This is a genomic window from Halomonas rhizosphaerae (assembly GCF_030012485.1).
In the GTDB taxonomy this organism is placed as follows: domain Bacteria; phylum Pseudomonadota; class Gammaproteobacteria; order Pseudomonadales; family Halomonadaceae; genus Halomonas; species Halomonas rhizosphaerae.
In genome coordinates, this window is sequence record NZ_JASCQQ010000039.1 from 77,394 (window position 1) to 94,085 (window position 16,692).

A 16,692-nucleotide genomic window follows, 5' to 3' on the forward strand; every position below is an offset into this window, starting at 1 on the left:
AGTCCAACACCGCCACCGGGCAACGAGCCTGGTCCATACGTAGAAGGAAATGCTGGCATGACACGTCTCTTGCGCAGTATCAGTATCCACGCGGCCATGGTGGCCGTCCTTGCCTGCTTCGTGGTGTTCATCGCCGCGGTGGCCATTATGGGCCAGGTGGCCAGCCACTCGGCTAACAACACCCTAGACACCCTTGATCAGATCAACGTGGCACAGCTCAACGAGATCAACCGCGCGGACTCCCTGCTAAGCGGTGCCCTAGTGGATCTCGAGGTGGCATCGAACCACTTCTTGCTGGGCAAGAGGGGGCAAGCCGACGAGCGTCTGGCTGCAGCACTGGACCAGCTCGAACGCTCTGAGGCACGCTTCGACGACTTCGCCAGCGTGCCGCGCACTGACCAGGGCGAAGAACTCGGTGCCCGTGTCGAGTCCACGTTCGGTGAATTGCTGGCCCTCGCCCGTCAGCAACACCAAGCCCTTGACCAGGTGGACACGACTGGCTTCAACGTACTGCGAGAGCAGATGGTGGGGCCGGCCGAGGCTCAGGAGTCGGCCCTCACTGAATTCGTTCGCTATGCCGATGAACGCGGCGACATGATGCTAGTCGACTACGACGAGATGTCTGCCCAGTTCCAGCGCATACAAATTGCCATCCTGGTGATCGTGGCGCTGATGGTGCCCATGATCTACATCGGCCTGCGTCGAATCGTCATCACCCCCCTTCAGGTGGCCGTGGACACCCTCGAGGCCATCGCCAAAGCAGACCTCTCACACGAGATCCGGGTGTACGGACGGAACGAGATCAGCAAGCTGTTTGCTGCGATGCGTGACATGCAGCAGAACCTGACACGCATCGTCACCGATGTTCGAGACAGCAGTGGCTCTATACACGTAGGCAGTCGCGAGATCGCAAGCGGCAATGCTGATCTTTCCTCGCGCACCGAGCAACAGGCCGCTTCCTTGGAGGAAACGGCCTCGAGCATGGAAGAGCTCACCACCACGGTGAAACAGAATGCCGACAACGCCCGCCAGGCCAGCGGTCTGGCACTAAATGCTTCCAGCACTGCAGAACGTGGCGGCGAGGTGGTGGAACGCGTGGTCAGAACCATGCACGGCATCTCCGGCAGCTCGAAACAGATCGCCGATATCACTGGAGTGATCGACTCGATCGCTTTCCAGACAAATATTCTGGCGTTGAATGCCTCAGTCGAAGCGGCACGCGCCGGTGAACAAGGCCGTGGGTTTGCCGTGGTGGCGGGCGAAGTGCGTAACCTGGCCAGTCGCAGTGCCGACGCCGCCAAGGAGATCAAGGGACTGATCGAGAGTTCAGTGACCCAGGTCCAAGAAGGCTCGACCCTAGTGGAACAGGCCGGAGAGACCATGCAGGAAGTGGTGGCGGCTGTTCGCCGCGTCACCGATATCATGGACAAGATCTCGGCGGCCTCTCAAGAGCAGAGCGACGGCATCGAGCAAGTCAGCCAGGCAGTGGGACAAATGGACCAGGTCACCCAACAGAACGCCTCCCTGGTGCAAGAGGCATCTGCGGCAGCTTCCTCGCTGGAAGAACAAGCCAACCGTCTGGAACAGGCGGTGGCGGTCTTCAAGCTCACAGGAGCCATGGATACCGCCCAGCCGGCCCGCGAGGAGGCCCGTCCCCAGGCGCAACCGGCTAGTGCAGCCCCGCAACCGACACCCCCAGGGCCTCGGCAGCCTGTCCGCCAGGAAGCAGCCGAAGAAGAGTGGGAAGAGTTCTGAATCCAGCCGGCACTGGCGTGCCGGCGCTTGAATACTGTGATTGAAGAGGATATCCGATGGCAAACAAGGACATGAGCATCCTGGTAGTAGATGACTTCCCGACCATGCGTCGCATCGTGCGCAGCCTGTTGAAGGAGCTTGGCTTCACCAACGTCGAAGAGGCCGAGGATGGCCAGGACGCACTGAGCAAGCTCAGCAGCGGTAGTTTCGAGTTCGTGGTCTCCGACTGGAACATGCCCAACCTCGACGGGCTGGAGATGCTCAAGAAGATCCGTGCGGATAGCATCCTCAAAGACCTCCCTGTATTGATGGTCACTGCCGAGGCCAAGAAGGAGAACATCATCGCGGCTGCCCAGGCAGGTGCCAACGGCTATGTCGTCAAGCCCTTCACCTCGGCCACCCTGGAAGAAAAACTCAACAAGATTTTCGAAAAGCTGGGCATGTAAGGTTGCCGGGAGTGGACCGGTACCAAGGAGCGACGATGACGAGCAACGAGATGCCATCGCAGGATCTCCCCCAGGAGTCCAGCGACGAGCTGGTACAGCGCATCGGGCAGCTGACACGCATGCTGCGTGAGAGCATGCGCGAGCTGGGACTCGACAAGCAGATCGAGAAGGCCGCAGAAGCCATACCCGATGCCCGCGACCGACTCAGCTACGTAGCGACGATGACCGAGCAGGCGGCCGAGCGCGCCCTCAACGCCATCGACCGTGCTCAACCGCTACAGGACGAGCTCAGCGGCCGAGCCGAGGCGCTGGACAAGCGCTGGGTGGAATGGTTTGCCGAACCCAAGGAATTGGATGAGGCGCGCGATCTGGTTCAGGACACCCGAGGTTATCTGGCCGATGTGCCAAAACGAACCCAGGCGACAAACCAGGAGCTGCTCGAGATCATGATGGCGCAGGACTTTCAGGACCTGACAGGCCAGGTGATCAAGAAGATGATGGATGTGATCCGCGAGATCGAGCATCAGTTAGTACAAGTACTGATTGATACCGTACCTCAGGGCAAGGCTCGCGAAGAACTCCAGAAACGTGCCACAAGCCAGCGGCAGACCGATGAACGGCGGCGCGAGGAGGGGCTGCTGAACGGCCCCCAGATCAAGCCGGAGGGCGAAAGCATCGTTACTGGCCAGGATCAGGTCGACGACCTGCTGGACCAACTCGGCTTCTAGCTGCACGCCCTATCTCTCGCCTGATTCTGCCGGGAGTCGCGGATAAGACCGCGATTACCGGCCCTTTTTGACGCATCACCCCTTCCCCGCCGACCTCACAATGGCCAGGGTGCAGACGAGTGCCCGGTGAATGGCCATGGCCGACCAAGACAGCGACCAGGAAAAGACGGAAGAGGCCACCCCGCGACGACTGGAAAAGTCGCGAGAGGAGGGCCAAGTCGCCCGATCCCGGGAGTTGGCCACTTTCATGTTGTTGCTGGGAGGTGTAGCCGGCCTGTGGTCGATGGGCAGCATGCTCTATGACCAGCTTGGACTGGTCATGGAGCAGGCCTTCCTGTTCGAGCGTCGTCACGCGCTGGAGACTACGCCGATGCTTGCGCATGCCCTGAATCTCGGCCAGCGAACGCTTTATGCCTTACTGCCTCTGTTCCTGCTACTCACGGTCGTGGCCCTGGTCGCACCAGCGCTGCTCGGGGGGTGGCTGATCTCGGCGAAGTCCCTTAAGCCACAGCTGTCGAAGCTCAACCCTTTCAAGGGGCTGAAACGCATGTTCGGTGTCCAGGCGCTGGTGGAGCTGGCAAAGGCCATCGCCAAGTCAGTGTTGGTTGGCAGCGTGGCTGTGGCGTTTCTCTACCTGAACCGTGGTGAATTCATGGCCCTGATGGACCAGCCGATTCAGCAGGCTCTCGCCAAGGCGATGTGGATGGCGGCCCAGGCCAGCGGCCTGATGGTACTGACACTTCTGGTCGTCATTCTGATAGACGTGCCTTACCAACTCTGGAGCCATGCGAAGAAGCTGCGCATGAGCAAGGACGAAGTGAAGCGCGAACACAAGGAATCCGAGGGGGACCCCCAAGTGAAGGCTCGCATCCGTCAGCAGCAACAAGCGATGGCACGCGGTCGCATGATGAGCAAGTTGCCGGAAGCTGACGTGATCATCACTAACCCCTCGCACTACGCCGTTGCTCTTCAGTACCGCGAGAGCGGCATGTCAGCTCCACGGGTCATCGCCAAGGGGGCCGATGCGGTGGCTGCACGTATTCGTGAAGTCGGTGAGGAACACGGGGTCCCAAGACTTGGAGCGCCACCGTTAGCAAGGGCCCTTTACCACCACGTAGATCTCGATGCCGAGATTCCGCTTGACCTGTATACCGCTGTAGCCGAGGTCCTGGCTTGGGCCTTCGGACTGAAACGCGCAGCCCGGGAGGGTGGGGAAGCGCCGCCTTCTCCAGAAGATCTTCCGGTGCCGGCCTCTTTCGAGATCCCTGCACGCGACACCGATACCGACGAGGCACGTCAATGAAGGCCTTGAACGACTATCTTGGCCAACGCGACTGGATGGGCAATGTGCCCGTGAAACTGCTGGCCGGTCCAGTGCTGATCCTCATGATCCTCTCCATGATGATCCTGCCACTGCCACCCTTCGCACTGGACCTGCTGTTCACGTTCAACATTGCCCTGGCGGTCATGGTGCTGCTTGTGAGCATGTTCACGCAGAAGCCACTGGATTTCGCTGCCTTCCCAGCCGTATTGCTGTTCACCACATTGTTGAGGCTATCGCTGAACGTCGCTTCCACCCGCGTCATCCTAATGGAAGGACATCAGGGTGGTGACTCAGCGGGCAAGGTGATCGAGGCGTTCGGCGAATTTCTCGTGGGCGGTAACTTTGCTGTGGGACTGGTGGTATTCCTGATCCTGGTGATCATCAACTTCATGGTAATCACCAAAGGGGCCGGACGCATCGCTGAAGTCGGCGCCCGTTTCATGCTCGATGCCATGCCGGGCAAGCAGATGGCCATCGATGCCGACCTCAACGCCGGGCTGATCGGCGAAGATGATGCAAGGCAACGACGCAGCGATGTAGCGCAGGAGGCCGATTTCTATGGGTCCATGGACGGCGCCAGCAAGTTCGTACGTGGCGACGCCATGGCCGGCCTGGTCATCATGGTGGTCAATGTGATTGGTGGCCTGTTGATCGGGATGCTCCAGCATGACATGGATTTCGGGAGTGCGGCACGCACCTACACTCTGATGACCATCGGTGACGGCCTGGTCGCCCAGATTCCCGCTCTGGTGATCTCCACCGCTGCCGGCGTGACCGTCTCTCGAGTCACCACCGACCAGGACGTCGGGCAACAGATGATCAGTCAGCTGTTCGTTAACCCGCAGGTGATGATCCTGGCGGCTGCGGTCATGGGGCTACTGGGGCTTGTACCGGGAATGCCTAACCTGGTGTTCCTGATCTTCACGGCATTGTTGGGCGGACTGGCCTGGTGGCTGCTTCGCGAGAAGGAACGTCGCCTGGTCGAGGAGGAGATCGCCACCGAACCTCAGCCGAGGTCAGAGGCACCGGAAGCCAGCTGGGAGGACGTCCAGTTGGTGGACACGTTAGGCCTGGAAGTCGGCCATCGACTGATCCCCCTCGTGGATTCCCGCCAACAGGGTGAGTTACTGGGTCGTATCAAGAGCGTACGCAAGAAATTTGCTCAAGAGGTCGGCTTTCTTCCTCCTGTGGTTCACATCCGCGACAACCTTGAGTTGGAAGCCAACACCTACCTGCTGACCCTCAAGGGCGCAGAAATCGGTCGAGCCGAAGCCTTCCCAGGCCAGTGGCTTGCTATCGACCCGGGCCAGGTGACCGGCGAACTCAAGGGCATGATGACTCAAGACCCGGCCTTCGGATTGCCAGCCGTCTGGGTGGAAACCAGTCAGCGTGAGCATGCACAGGTCTATGGCTATACCGTGGTGGATGCCAGCACAGTGGTTGCCACCCACCTCAATCATCTGCTCCACCGGCACGCCGCCGAGATGCTCGGACGTTCAGAGGTACAAAAACTTCTCGACAAGCTAAGCGAAGAACAGCAGGGCCTGGTGGAAGACGTTGTACCCAAGGCCATCTCTCTCACGGTGCTGCAGCGGTTGTTGCAGAACCTCCTCGAGGAGGAGGTCTCAATTCGCGACATGCGCACCATCCTCGATTGCTTGGCCGAACATGCCCCGCAGCAGCAAGATGCCAACGAACTAACTGCGTTGGTGCGAATCGCTCTTGGCAGAAGCATCACTCAGCAGTGGTTTGCTGGCCGTGAGGAACTCAAGGTCATCGGCCTGGAAAGCCAGCTCGAGCAGATCCTGACCCAGGCCATGAACGGCAACGGCGCATTGGAGCCAGGGTTGGCCGAGACCCTGATGGCCCAAGCCGAGAAGGCGCTTGAGCGTCATGAGGCAAGTGGCGAGCCTCCGGTCCTGGTGGTGCAACACGGCCTGCGGGCTCTTCTGTCACGCTTCCTGCGCCGGCGCCTGCGCCATCTCGTCGTTATGTCCCAAGCAGAGATTCCCGACGACCGCACTCTACGTGTTACCACCCTGCTAGGAGGTCGCTGATAGATGAGCGTCATTCGATTCTCAGGCAACACCAGTCGAGAGGCCATGCGCCAGGTGCGCGAGTCGCTTGGGGATGATGCGCTGATCCTGGCCAACCGTCGCACCGAGCAGGGCGTGGAAATCCTAGCCATGGCGGATGGTGCCATGGAGGGTATGACCACAACTTCTGCGCCAAAGGCCATCCCCCCTTCCTCCCTGCCACCGGCTCCACAACACAGTGATGCCGCGATCGATGGACGCACCCTGGAGACCATGAGCGAGCAGCTACTGCGTGAGATGCAAGATATGCGCGTACTGCTTGCTCGGGAACAGGCGCGCCATACCCCCAGTCAGGACTCCCGAACACGACTCAAGCGCCTGCTAGAAGAAGCGGGCTTCAGTGCCCTGCTGGCCGACGAGTTGCTGCAAGCGCTCCCTGGCGAACTCCACGACTGCGATATCGACGACAACCGTCCGCTTTCTTGGCTGCAACGCCGACTGGCGGCCAGGCTGCCTGCCCTTGAGTACGAGGACAGCTTCCTTGACCCACCCGGGGTCTTATCGCTGGTAGGTCCGACCGGGGTCGGCAAGACCACCACGACTGCCAAGCTGGCGGCTCGCTTCGTTCACCACCACGGCGCAGACCAGGTCGCGCTGGTCACCACTGATAGCTTCCGCATTGGCGCCCACGAACAGCTACGGATATATGCCGAGCTTCTGGGCATTCCGATGCATGCCCTCGCTCCGGGACAGCCTATCGACAGCCTGGCCCGGGACCTCCGGGGCCGGCGCTGGGTGATCATCGACACCGTAGGGATGAGCCAACGTGACCAGAGGATTATCGAGCAGATCGCCCAGCTGCAAGGTGGGCGAGTCCGGGTCCGGATGGTGCTGCTGCTCAACGCGGCGAGTCAGCCTGAGACTCTCGAGGAAGTCGTCACACGTTACCGCCAGGCAGCACGAGCGGCAGGGGCTGAACTAAGTGATTGCCTGCTGACCAAGCAGGACGAGGCAGGACGATTGGCGCCCGCGCTAGAGACGATCATCCGCCATGGCCTTCGCCTGATGTACAGCTCTCAAGGCCAGCGTGTCCCGGAAGACCTGGACATGGCCGATCCGATGGCTCTGATCATGCAGGCCCTCGCCACACGCGCCCCACTACCCTTGGCCGAACCGTCGGCCTCCCTGCAGCCCCGGGCGACGCGGGGGCACTCCCTGAGAGGTGACCTGCTCGGGCAGGGACGGCGGCTGTCGTCCACTCTGCAGGGGCTTCGTCAGCGGCTGGTGGGCTTCAGTGACCTGGAGTCTGCCTGGGATATCTCCACACTCCCCGATGAACTGCAGGCAGCTCGCCTGGATACCCTGCTCGACCAGGCTGCCGGGACATGCGAGCGCACAGGCATGCTTTGGGGCTCCCGGCGAACCTTGAAGGGCTGCGACTGGGCAATGCCCGACCTGGGGCTGGACGCACAGGGCCATTGGCTAGCTCTGCCGGACCTGCAACACAGACAACCCATCGGCCAGGTCAACCGGCTGGCCCTGTCGGACGAAGTGCAGGGGGTAAATGTCCATCTGCTCCCCTCCCTACCGGATATCGACGCCTGGCAGTGGCTTGATAGAGGGCAGGTCATCTGGTCCAGTCAGGTACGCCCCGGGCAGCGGGTAACTCATGGCGCAGAACGTCGCGCCCTGTCCGAACTTGCCCCACTGGCTACCCGGTCCGCGCAGGCCAACTGCCGACTACGTGGCCAACCGTGCAAATTAGCGCTGTCACAACTCACTGTCACGGCGTTTCCGGCCCGTCGAAAGGAAGGCGTGTCCGGAAAAAACCTGGAAGCCTGGTTCGGCATCCTGAGCGATCCCGAAAGTGGGAAAGAACTGGGCAGGCGCTACTGGTTGATGACCTTCAGCAACCACGAGGATGCCCTGCCCCTTCTGATCAGCCATCTCCAGGCCGAGGGGCTTGCGCAACAAACACGTCGCGCCAAGGAGCGCTTGTCCGACCTGCTGCCTGCACAGACGCGTCCGGAGCTACAGCTACTGCTGGCCGCCGGCATCGCCGCCGCCGCCAACCATCTCGACCATGGCAGCGACGTGGCCGCCATGGATCTCCGCTCGGAACTCCTGGGCCTTCTGGGAGGGCGGCGTCGCCGACGTGACACCGCTCTGCTGGAGGCATTGCTCTACCTCTTCAGCGCCAGGGATGCCATTCGCCATGTCGGCACAGCCAGCCTGGAGGGTATGACGTGACCTTCGCTGATCAGGCAGCAGGACTACGGCAGTGGGCAGGAAATCATCGTGGCTCTTCCCCGCCTCATGACAACAGTACCGACGCAGTTGCAACCTGCAAAACGCTGGTGGTTGTCGGGCTACCTGGCGTATCACCCTTCCAGTCCCAGCGCGTCCTCGATCTCTTGAAGCACTGGGATGCGCAAGGACGACGCTGGGTGGGCTCATCAGCGCAGTGGCGGGTAGTTCCTGTAGAAATCACCAGTCCACACTTGCCTTTGCTGCTCACGCAACAGCCAAGGTGGGCTCTCTGGGTGGACAACGATCCGAATTCCTTCCGCCGGGCTTTCGGGATATTGACGCGACTCAAGGACCGACAGGGGCCCCATCGTCTGCTGGCTGTGCATGCGCCGGAGATGCCCCGCAAGGGGTTACTGGACAATCTTCAACAGGCGGCGTGGAGTTGCCTGAGTATCGACCTGCTGGTAATGACGACATGAGGCGCATCGGACGATATGCCCTGGGGCTGCTTCTTGCAGTCGCTTGTGTTGAAACGCATGCCGCGGGCAGCTGGGTCGCCAATGCCTCTGAGACCAGGGTCAGCATGACAGGCCGCGAAACGTCGTCTGACTCTCTAGGGCCCGTCGGTGCGCAAGCCAGCACTCAGGCAATACACAGTATCGTCTGGCACTACCGGCTCCCCCCGGGAAGCAAACTGAACGCCAGGCTATGCCATCCGGCCGGTTGCACACCGCTGCCAACCCCAAGCGGCATAACCCATGCACTGGCAGGGCTGGCAGCCGATGTCGGGCTGGAATTCCGCTTCTCCTTGCCGGAGGGGCAGCGCCCGGTGACGGTAAGTGGGCTTCAGGTGATAGTGAACCATCAGTAAAACCGACTCCGTGAACGCCACCCAAACAAACTGGTGGTACTGCTGATCAGCTGTGAGGCAAGAGGATGTATACGGCACAAGGGAAGATCGATCAGAGAGAACTGCTGACAGAGTACCTGCCCATGGTGCGACGCCAGGCACTCGCCCTACAAGTTCGGCTGCCAGCCAGCATCGAGCTGGACGACCTGATTCAAGCCGGTACTGTCGGGTTGCTGGAAGCCATGGGTCGGTTCAACTCGGGTCAGGGCGCCAGCTTTGCGACCTTCGCCAACCAGCGTATCCGTGGTGCCATGCTTGACGAACTACGCAGCCGGGACTGGCTGCCACGAAGCGTTCGCCGCAGCGCCAGAGCCGTTGATGAAGCAGTGCGCCGATTGGAGCAACAGCTGGGGCGACCACCCGAGGAGACGGAAATCGCGGCCGAGCTTGAGATGCCCCTGGCGGACTATCGACGCCTGCTGAACGATACCAACAGTGGTCAGCTGCTGCCCTTCGAGGAACTGATGGCCGAAGGTGGAGAGTCTCGGCTGGAAAGCCGCGCCTTGGAAAGCCCGTTCTCCCGCCTGGTAGACCAAGAAAAACGTGATCAGCTGATCCAGGCTATTGAGGCGTTGCCTGAACGAGAGAAGCTGCTCATGGCCCTCTACTATCAGGAAGAGCTCAACCTGAAAGAGATCGGGGCAGTGCTTGGCGTATCAGAATCGAGAGTTTGCCAGCTGCACAGCCAAGCGGTCAGCCGCCTGCGAGCAAAGCTCCACGAACCAGGCTGACGATCACTGTCATCTGGCCCGAGGATCTCGTGGACTTCACCAAGCTGCGCTAGAAACGCCCCATCAGGGTGGCGGCCTTGTCCAGGGCATCGAGATAGCATTTCTGCAATTGCTCAGCCGTGTGTTCAGATGTGTTCTCCGCCAGCTGCTGCTCATGCTCCTCGCAGATCGCCAAGATGGCCCCCAGGTGGCCCTCATGATGCTCAAGAGCCCGAATGATGCCATCATCGAGAGGCACTTGTTCCAGCAGAGTGGCCTGGTCCTCATCCAGCAGGGCCGCCATCAACGAAAACAGGCCCGTAGTGAACGCGTCTTCAGGATCGATATTGCGGAAGGGCTCGGCCAGATTCTGGCACATGAAGGCGCGAATCAACGCCAGCCTCACGGTGATGCGCGATGACGGCATGTTGCTGGCCAGTGACATCGTCATCACCAGCCTGCGTAGCTCATTGAGTCCGATCACCTGTATCGCGCGCCGTAGATCGGATTGCTGCTGGCTTTGACCGAAAAAGCTCGAGTTGGCCCGACGCAGAATAGCCACATGCAGATGCGGCATCTGCAGCAGAAGGTCATGAAGTCGGTGAAGATCGGCGTCCTCGCGATAGAGCTCGTTGATCAACCTCAGCTGTGCGGCGCGATTGCCGTGGCGTCCTCGCGGCTTGGATGCATGATAGTGGGGCTGTGAGAGATAGCGGCCATTGATATAGTCGCAGCCGGCTTCAAGACATTGCTCGAGCTGCTCATGATCCTGAATATGCTCTACAAGCAACTGATACCCCCCTGCTTTGAGGGTTTCCAGCCGCTCGCTGTCAAGGGGGCAGGAAGCGTCAATCTCAATGATGTCGGCAAACGCCTGCAGGTCGGCCCCCATGGACTGTCCAGCGGGGTCAGGCATGGCAATGCGGTAGTTCCGCTCGCGGATCCTGTTCAAGCTGTCCGCCACTTCAGGCGTGACTTCGAGATCCCTGGGCAGACCGATGACCACCTGGCTGGGTGGCGTCGGCAGCAGATCGATCCTTACAAGCCACTCGGAGGGTAGTTCGATGAAAAGCTCTCGGCACTGCCGCTCGTCCAGTTCATACAAGACGGTACTCAGCGCCTTCGCCATACTGCTCACCGGATCATCAAGATCGCTGTCATGGTTCTGGTAGATCAGGCGGTCGGCCACATGTACATAGTCGGCGTCATGAATCGGATGCATTGCGATGGTGAAGCGGTCCGTCACCCCTTGGCCTGTCATGCTGTATCACTCCCTGCGATGTGTACCTGCTCTGAGGAAGGTGTAATACCCTCCTCGGCGGGTTTGGGTGCTGTTTAGCGTATCACCCTCTCTCGCGACTGTCCGTGCCCCAAAGCAGCAAGATTAAAGTATCCTGCACGGCGTCCGATAACTTCTGTATGCCCATACCATCTACGGTCAGGAGCCGTTCATGAACCCATCGACACTGATCGGGATACTGGCCAGCTGCGTGCTTCTCGCCAGCGTCCTGTTCTTCACCGCCGAATCCCCGCAAAGCTTCATCAACCTCCCGGGACTCGGCATTGTCGTTGCCGGCACGCTGGCAGCGACCTTCATCAGCTACCCCCTCAAGGAGGTGCTGAGGGTAGTTCGCCTGGTCGCCATCGTTTTCCGACGCGAGAACACCTATATCCGAGATGACATCAGGGAACTGGTGGATTTGTCCCGGCTATGGCTCAAGGGGGATGTGCGAGCGGTGGAAGCGTCCCTGGATCAGACCCGTAACCCATTTCTGCGCACTGGCATCCAACTGGTGATTGCCAACACCAAGGAAGATGAGATCTTCGACCTGCTCCGCTGGCGGATCTCCCGACTCAAGGCACGCGAACACGCAGAAGCTCAGATCTTCAGGACCATGGCTACCTACGCGCCTGCCTTCGGGATGATCGGCACCCTGGTGGGCCTGGTGAACATGCTGGAGGTCATGGAGGCAGGTGATTTGCACGTGATCGGGCCACGCATGGCTGTTGCCCTACTCACCACCTTCTACGGCATCCTGCTGGCCAACCTGGTCTTCAAGCCGATTGCCGTGAAGCTCGAGCGTCGCACCGAGGAGAGACTGATTGCGATGAACATGGTTCTCGAGGGTATCTCCCTGATCACCAAGCGTCGCCTGCCATCGTTCATCGAGGAGACCCTTAATTCCTTCGTCGCCAATTACCATGACGAGATCCGTGACCCTGAGCCTCCCGCCCGACGTCGTGACAGCAGCGAGACCAGCCAGCATGCGTGATCGGGACATCCGCCAGGCACTTAGCCCACCCAACCAGGGTGACGCAGACGGTGAGAGCTGGCTGATGAGCTACCTAGATGTCCTGACCCTGCTGATCACCCTCTTCGTCCTTCTCTTGTCGATGGCAGGCAATGGCCAAGCCACCAGTGGCAACCAGCTCTCCGGCCAAACAATAAAAGCGGTTTCTCCCCAGGCTCAGCTGGCCTCTATCGCTACCTCTACAGGTGTTGCGCCCATGACCTCCGGTCTGAGGCCTCGGCACGAGGGTCTGCAGCCTCAGTTCAAAGGGCTGGAAATTGAGGGGGTCAGCGTTGCCGAGGGCAATAGAGGGATCACGCTACGCATCGACAACAACCTGCTGTTTGCCAGCGGGCAGGCCAGGCTCACCTCTCGCGGACGGACAGTCCTGCAAGGCTTGATGGAGACTCTTCAGACATTCGATGGGCGAATCTCGGTCGAAGGGCACACTGACAACATGCCAATTTCCACGAGCCGCTTTCCCTCCAACTGGGAGCTATCCACCGGGCGTGCCATCTCGGTACTGCGCTACCTTGCATCGGCCGGCCTACCTGAGGGGCGTCTACGTGCCATCGGCTATGCTGATACCCAACCTCTTGCGAGCAACGACACAAGCAGTGGACGTGCAGCGAACCGTCGCGTAGAGCTATTGCTCACCAGCGACTGATGAAAAAAACGATAAGATGCTGAAAGAAGGCCAAAAAATGAGTCATTGCGCAAGAGTTGAGGGAGACTGCGGGAGGTGCGAGGTAGAGCTCCCTTTCGACTTCACAATGGCGTTTCAGCCGATCGTTGACATCAATAAAGAGGTTCATCGCACTTTGCCGGGAAACGCGGGACGCACCTTCAGGAAGAAGTATGAAGTTGACCCGGTTCGGTGGACACCCGACCCTTTGAGATGGATGAGTCCACCATGCCCAAGTCCCGAGCCCCTTACCCTGCCGAATCCCGGCAGCAGATCGTCGAACTGGTCCGTGCAGGCCGAACCCCGGAAGAATTGGCCAAGGAGTTCGAGCCCACCGCTCAGACCATCCACAACTGGGTGAAGCAGGCCGACCGTGATGCGGGACGCCGCCACGATGGTCCCAGCAGCGCCGAGCAGGAAGAGCTACGGCGCCTGCGCCGTGAGAACAAGCGGCTCCGCGAAGAGCGCGAGATCTTGGCAAAGGCCGCGGCCTGGTTCGCTCGGGAGACCGACAACATACCGCCGACCTCTTCAGGTTCGTCGAAGTGAATCAGGCCCATCATAGGATCGCCACCATGTGCCGTGTGCTGGGTGTCTCCATCAGTGGCTACTACGCATGGCGTTCCCGTCAGCCTTCTGCCAGAGAGGCCATGGACAGCGTGCTGGTGGCGTGCATCAAGGCGATCCATGCGTGGTCAGGTGGCACCTATGGGGCGCCACGCATCCATGCTGAGCTCGTTGATGAGGGATGGCGGGTCGGCCCCAAGCGTGTCGCCCGCCTCATGCGACAGGCGGGCCTGAGGGGCGTCTGTCGCCGGCGCTGGATCATCACGACTCGCCGGAACTCTGACCATGTGAAGCGCTCTGACCTGGTCAATCGGCAGTTCACGGCCAGCCAGCCCAATGCCCTGTACGTGGCTGACATCACCTACATCCCGACCGGAGCGGCCACGCTGTACCTGGCGGTCGTGCTGGACGTCTTCAGCCGCCGTATCGTTGGTTGGGCGATGGCCACGGACATGAAAACCCGACTGGTGCTGGACGCACTGGAGATGGCATTGGCTCAGCGCCGTCCCAAGGGTGTCATCCACCATTCCGATCAGGGTGACCAATACACCTCCTTCGCCTTCGGCGAGCGCTGCAGGAAAACCGGCGTTCGGCCCTCGATGGGGTCTGTTGGGGATTGCTACGATAACTCCATGGCCGAGAGCTTCTTTGCGACTCTGGAATGTGAGTTGCTCGACAGGAACCGGTTCGCCACGCCGGCGGAAGCGAAGCAGGCGATCTTTGCGGTCATCGAGGGATGGTACAACCCTCATCGCCGACACTCGTCGATTGGCTATGCCAGCCCGATCCAGTTCGAGCGACAGCATGCGGCAGCCTCAGGCTAAAGCCGTGTACCGTCCACTGAATCGGGGTAACTCCAGTACGCCGTGTCGCGGTACCCGTAGGCCATCCGCTTGATGACCTTGATTCGGTTGTCATGCCCTCCAGCAAACTGGTGGTAACCGGCCGCTGAACACGCCTTCCGCGTAAGGCCTTGTCCGGCGACATTAGGTGCCCATCTATTCATACGTGGGCACCTATTCATGACTTCCCCAAGCACCGAACGTGAGATCCGTCGTCGCCGTCGCTACGCCCCATCGTTCAAGGCCAAGATCGTCGCGGCCTGCCTGCAGGGCGATGCCTCGATTGCTCAGGTCGCCCTGCAGCACGGACTCAATACCAACCTCGTCCAGACATGGATTCGCAAGGCCAAGCGTCAGAGCCAGCTCCCGGCCGTACCGGACTTCGTGCCCCTGCCAGTACCGCCAGCAGAGACCAGCCTGCCAACGCCACCCACCACCGCTGGCGAGATCTGCATCGAGCTGCCCTCATCACGGGGCACGATCACCGTGCGCTGGCCGGCCGCCGAGGCAGCCCAGTGTGGCCACTGGCTGAAGGGGCTGCTGGGATGATCCGCATCGACGAGATCTGGCTGGCCACCGAACCGCTGGATATGCGTGCCGGTCCGGATACGGCCCTGGCCCGGGTGGTGAACGTCTTCGGCGCCGCTCGTCCGCACTGTGCCTATCTCTTTGCCAACCGTCGCGGCAACCGCATGAAGGTGCTGGTTCACGATGGCCTGGTCGTCTGGCTGTGTGCCCGGCGCTTGAACCAGGGCAAGTTCCACTGGGCCGGTAACTGGCACGGTGATCGCGTCGCGCTCTGCCCTGATCAGCTGTCGGCGCTGGTTCAAAGCCTGCCCTGGCAGCGTCTCGACGCCGGCGGGGTGATCTCCGTCGTGTGATCCGCGGCACAGACGTGGCGGTCCGGCTATTCGCGGATGCGCTAATCCCGCTGTCAGCGTCGGGCTGGCATACTCGGCGGATGACCACGCCGATCGACCTGTCCCAGCTCACCCCCGATCAGCTCCGCCACCCTGGCGGCCACGCTGATGTCGCAGGTGGAAGCCTGGATTCATAGAATAACCGCAGCGCTTTGGACCGCACGGTAGAGGCAGGAGGGCCAACACCGGTACCCTCCCTGCTTTACCGACCAAAGTGAAGCAGAGCATGGGATACCGACAGCTGACCCAGACCCAACGATACCAGATCCACGCCCGCTATGACGTGGGCATGAGCCAGCGGCAGATCGGCAGGGAGTTGGGTCTTCACAGCAGCACAATCAGTCGTGAGCTGCGCCGCAACGCCACCTCTGGTGGCTACGATCCCGAGCAGGCCCAGATCCTCAGTGATCACCGGCGTCGTATCGCCTGGAAGTGGACGAAGCGCCTGCCGAGCATGATTGCCGCTGTGGCTGGCCGGCTGCGTGAGGAGTGGAGCCCACAGCAGATCAGCGGCTTCATAACCCCCTTGGCCGGGGTAGGTGTCAGTCATCAGTGGATCTACTCCTTGATCTGGGACGACAAGGCACTGGGTGGCGATCTCTGGCGCCATCTCCGTCAGCCGAAACGACGCAGCAAGCACCGTGCCCAGGCCAAGAGTGCTGGGCTTGGCAAGATCCCAAACCGGTTAGGCATCGAGCACCGACCGGCTGAGGTCAATGACCGTCGCTTCATCGGCCACTGGGAGGGTGACACCGTGATCCAGGGGCATAAGCAATCGGGCCTGGTCACGCTGGTAGAGCGGCGTAGCGGCTATCTACTGGCAGCACGACTGCCCAGGATCTCGGCGGAACTGACGAAATCAGCCATGATCCGCCTGCTGAAGCCTCCTCGGGGCGCTGTCCAGACCATCACGCTGGACAATGGCTCGGAATTCGCCGACCACCAAGCCGTGGCCAAGGCGGCGACGTACTTCTGTGATCCCTACTGCTCCGGGCAGCGTGGGACCAACGAGAACACGAATGGCCTGATACGGCAGTACTTTCCCAAGGGAACGGACTTCCGGCAAGTTACAGATGCCGAGCTGCGCAAGGTGGTCAAGAAGCTGAATAACCGCCCCCGAAAACGGCTCGGCTATCGGACACCGGCACAGGTGTTCCTGGGAGAGTACTCAGGGGCCCTGGACACCGCAGGTGCTGCGTTTATTGCTTGAATTCAGGAAGAAAAGGAT

Annotated in this window: 16 protein-coding genes; 15 read left to right on the forward strand and 1 reads right to left on the reverse strand. The window is 60.8% G+C overall.

Features of this window, described 5'->3' with window-relative positions; genetic code table 11:
- Positions 1-57 precede the first annotated feature (57 nt).
- The 9 genes from QLQ86_RS18910 to QLQ86_RS18950 all read left to right on the forward strand — a co-directional run bounded on the left by QLQ86_RS18910 (position 58) and on the right by QLQ86_RS18950 (position 10,180).
- Positions 58-1,755 (forward strand): methyl-accepting chemotaxis protein, encoded by a 1,698-nt coding sequence (locus tag QLQ86_RS18910; protein ID WP_282818036.1) that lies wholly within the window; start codon positions 58-60, stop codon positions 1,753-1,755.
- A gap of 56 nt (positions 1,756-1,811) precedes the next feature.
- The gene (gene cheY, locus QLQ86_RS18915; protein WP_282818037.1) at positions 1,812-2,201 is read left to right on the forward strand and encodes a chemotaxis response regulator CheY; all 390 of its coding nucleotides are present in this window, start codon (positions 1,812-1,814) and stop codon (positions 2,199-2,201) included.
- Between the two features lie 35 nt (positions 2,202-2,236).
- A complete protein-coding gene (gene cheZ, locus QLQ86_RS18920) occupies positions 2,237-2,929 on the forward strand; it encodes a protein phosphatase CheZ (protein ID WP_282818038.1) in 693 nt (230 codons plus the stop codon).
- 136 nt (positions 2,930-3,065) lie between these two features.
- Positions 3,066-4,232: a flagellar biosynthesis protein FlhB gene (flhB, locus tag QLQ86_RS18925; RefSeq protein ID WP_282818039.1), complete on the forward strand. Its 1,167-nt coding sequence runs from the start codon at positions 3,066-3,068 to the stop codon at positions 4,230-4,232.
- A complete protein-coding gene (gene flhA, locus QLQ86_RS18930) occupies positions 4,229-6,310 on the forward strand; it encodes a flagellar biosynthesis protein FlhA (protein ID WP_282818040.1) in 2,082 nt (693 codons plus the stop codon). Before flhB ends, flhA begins: the two co-directional genes overlap by 4 nt.
- A 3-nt stretch (positions 6,311-6,313) precedes the next feature.
- The gene (gene flhF, locus QLQ86_RS18935) at positions 6,314-8,539 is read left to right on the forward strand and encodes a flagellar biosynthesis protein FlhF (RefSeq protein ID WP_282818041.1); all 2,226 of its coding nucleotides are present in this window, start codon (positions 6,314-6,316) and stop codon (positions 8,537-8,539) included.
- A complete protein-coding gene (locus tag QLQ86_RS18940; protein WP_282818042.1) occupies positions 8,536-9,018 on the forward strand; it encodes a hypothetical protein in 483 nt (160 codons plus the stop codon). The genes flhF and QLQ86_RS18940 overlap by 4 nt, the downstream gene beginning before the upstream one ends.
- A gap of 104 nt (positions 9,019-9,122) precedes the next feature.
- Positions 9,123-9,410, forward strand: a complete 288-nt coding sequence (locus QLQ86_RS18945) for a flagellar protein FlhE (RefSeq protein ID WP_282818202.1) — start codon at positions 9,123-9,125, stop codon at positions 9,408-9,410.
- A gap of 65 nt (positions 9,411-9,475) precedes the next feature.
- Positions 9,476-10,180, forward strand: a complete 705-nt coding sequence (locus tag QLQ86_RS18950; protein ID WP_282818043.1) for an RNA polymerase sigma factor FliA — start codon at positions 9,476-9,478, stop codon at positions 10,178-10,180.
- Between the two features lie 49 nt (positions 10,181-10,229).
- On the opposite strand, the gene QLQ86_RS18955 is transcribed toward QLQ86_RS18950, so the two are convergent.
- Positions 10,230-11,420 (reverse strand): EAL and HDOD domain-containing protein, encoded by a 1,191-nt coding sequence (locus QLQ86_RS18955; RefSeq protein ID WP_282818044.1) that lies wholly within the window; start codon positions 11,418-11,420, stop codon positions 10,230-10,232.
- A gap of 190 nt (positions 11,421-11,610) precedes the next feature.
- Here QLQ86_RS18955 and QLQ86_RS18960 point away from each other — a divergent pair, with 190 nt between their 5' ends.
- The 6 genes from QLQ86_RS18960 to QLQ86_RS18990 all read left to right on the forward strand — a co-directional run bounded on the left by QLQ86_RS18960 (position 11,611) and on the right by QLQ86_RS18990 (position 16,674).
- Positions 11,611-12,432 carry a motility protein A gene (locus QLQ86_RS18960; RefSeq protein WP_282818045.1) on the forward strand — a complete coding sequence of 274 codons (822 nt, stop codon included), beginning with the start codon at positions 11,611-11,613 and terminating at the stop codon, positions 12,430-12,432.
- Entirely contained in the window at positions 12,425-13,117 is a 693-nt protein-coding gene (locus QLQ86_RS18965; RefSeq protein WP_282818046.1) for an OmpA/MotB family protein, read from the forward strand. The genes QLQ86_RS18960 and QLQ86_RS18965 overlap by 8 nt, the downstream gene beginning before the upstream one ends.
- A 246-nt stretch (positions 13,118-13,363) precedes the next feature.
- Positions 13,364-14,526, forward strand: a protein-coding gene (locus tag QLQ86_RS18975) for an IS3 family transposase (protein WP_282818047.1) whose coding sequence is annotated in 2 segments (ribosomal slippage) — positions 13,364-13,622 and positions 13,622-14,526 — 1,164 coding nt in all. Because the reading frame shifts where the segments join, the coding sequence is not laid out codon by codon here.
- A gap of 198 nt (positions 14,527-14,724) precedes the next feature.
- Positions 14,725-15,093: an IS66-like element accessory protein TnpA gene (tnpA, locus tag QLQ86_RS18980; RefSeq protein WP_282818048.1), complete on the forward strand. Its 369-nt coding sequence runs from the start codon at positions 14,725-14,727 to the stop codon at positions 15,091-15,093.
- Positions 15,090-15,425 (forward strand): IS66 family insertion sequence element accessory protein TnpB, encoded by a 336-nt coding sequence (tnpB, locus tag QLQ86_RS18985; protein WP_282818049.1) that lies wholly within the window; start codon positions 15,090-15,092, stop codon positions 15,423-15,425. Before tnpA ends, tnpB begins: the two co-directional genes overlap by 4 nt.
- A 265-nt stretch (positions 15,426-15,690) precedes the next feature.
- On the forward strand, positions 15,691-16,674 hold the full coding sequence (locus tag QLQ86_RS18990) for an IS30 family transposase (protein WP_282818050.1): 984 nt from the start codon (positions 15,691-15,693) through the stop codon (positions 16,672-16,674).
- The last annotated feature ends 18 nt before the right edge of the window (positions 16,675-16,692 follow it).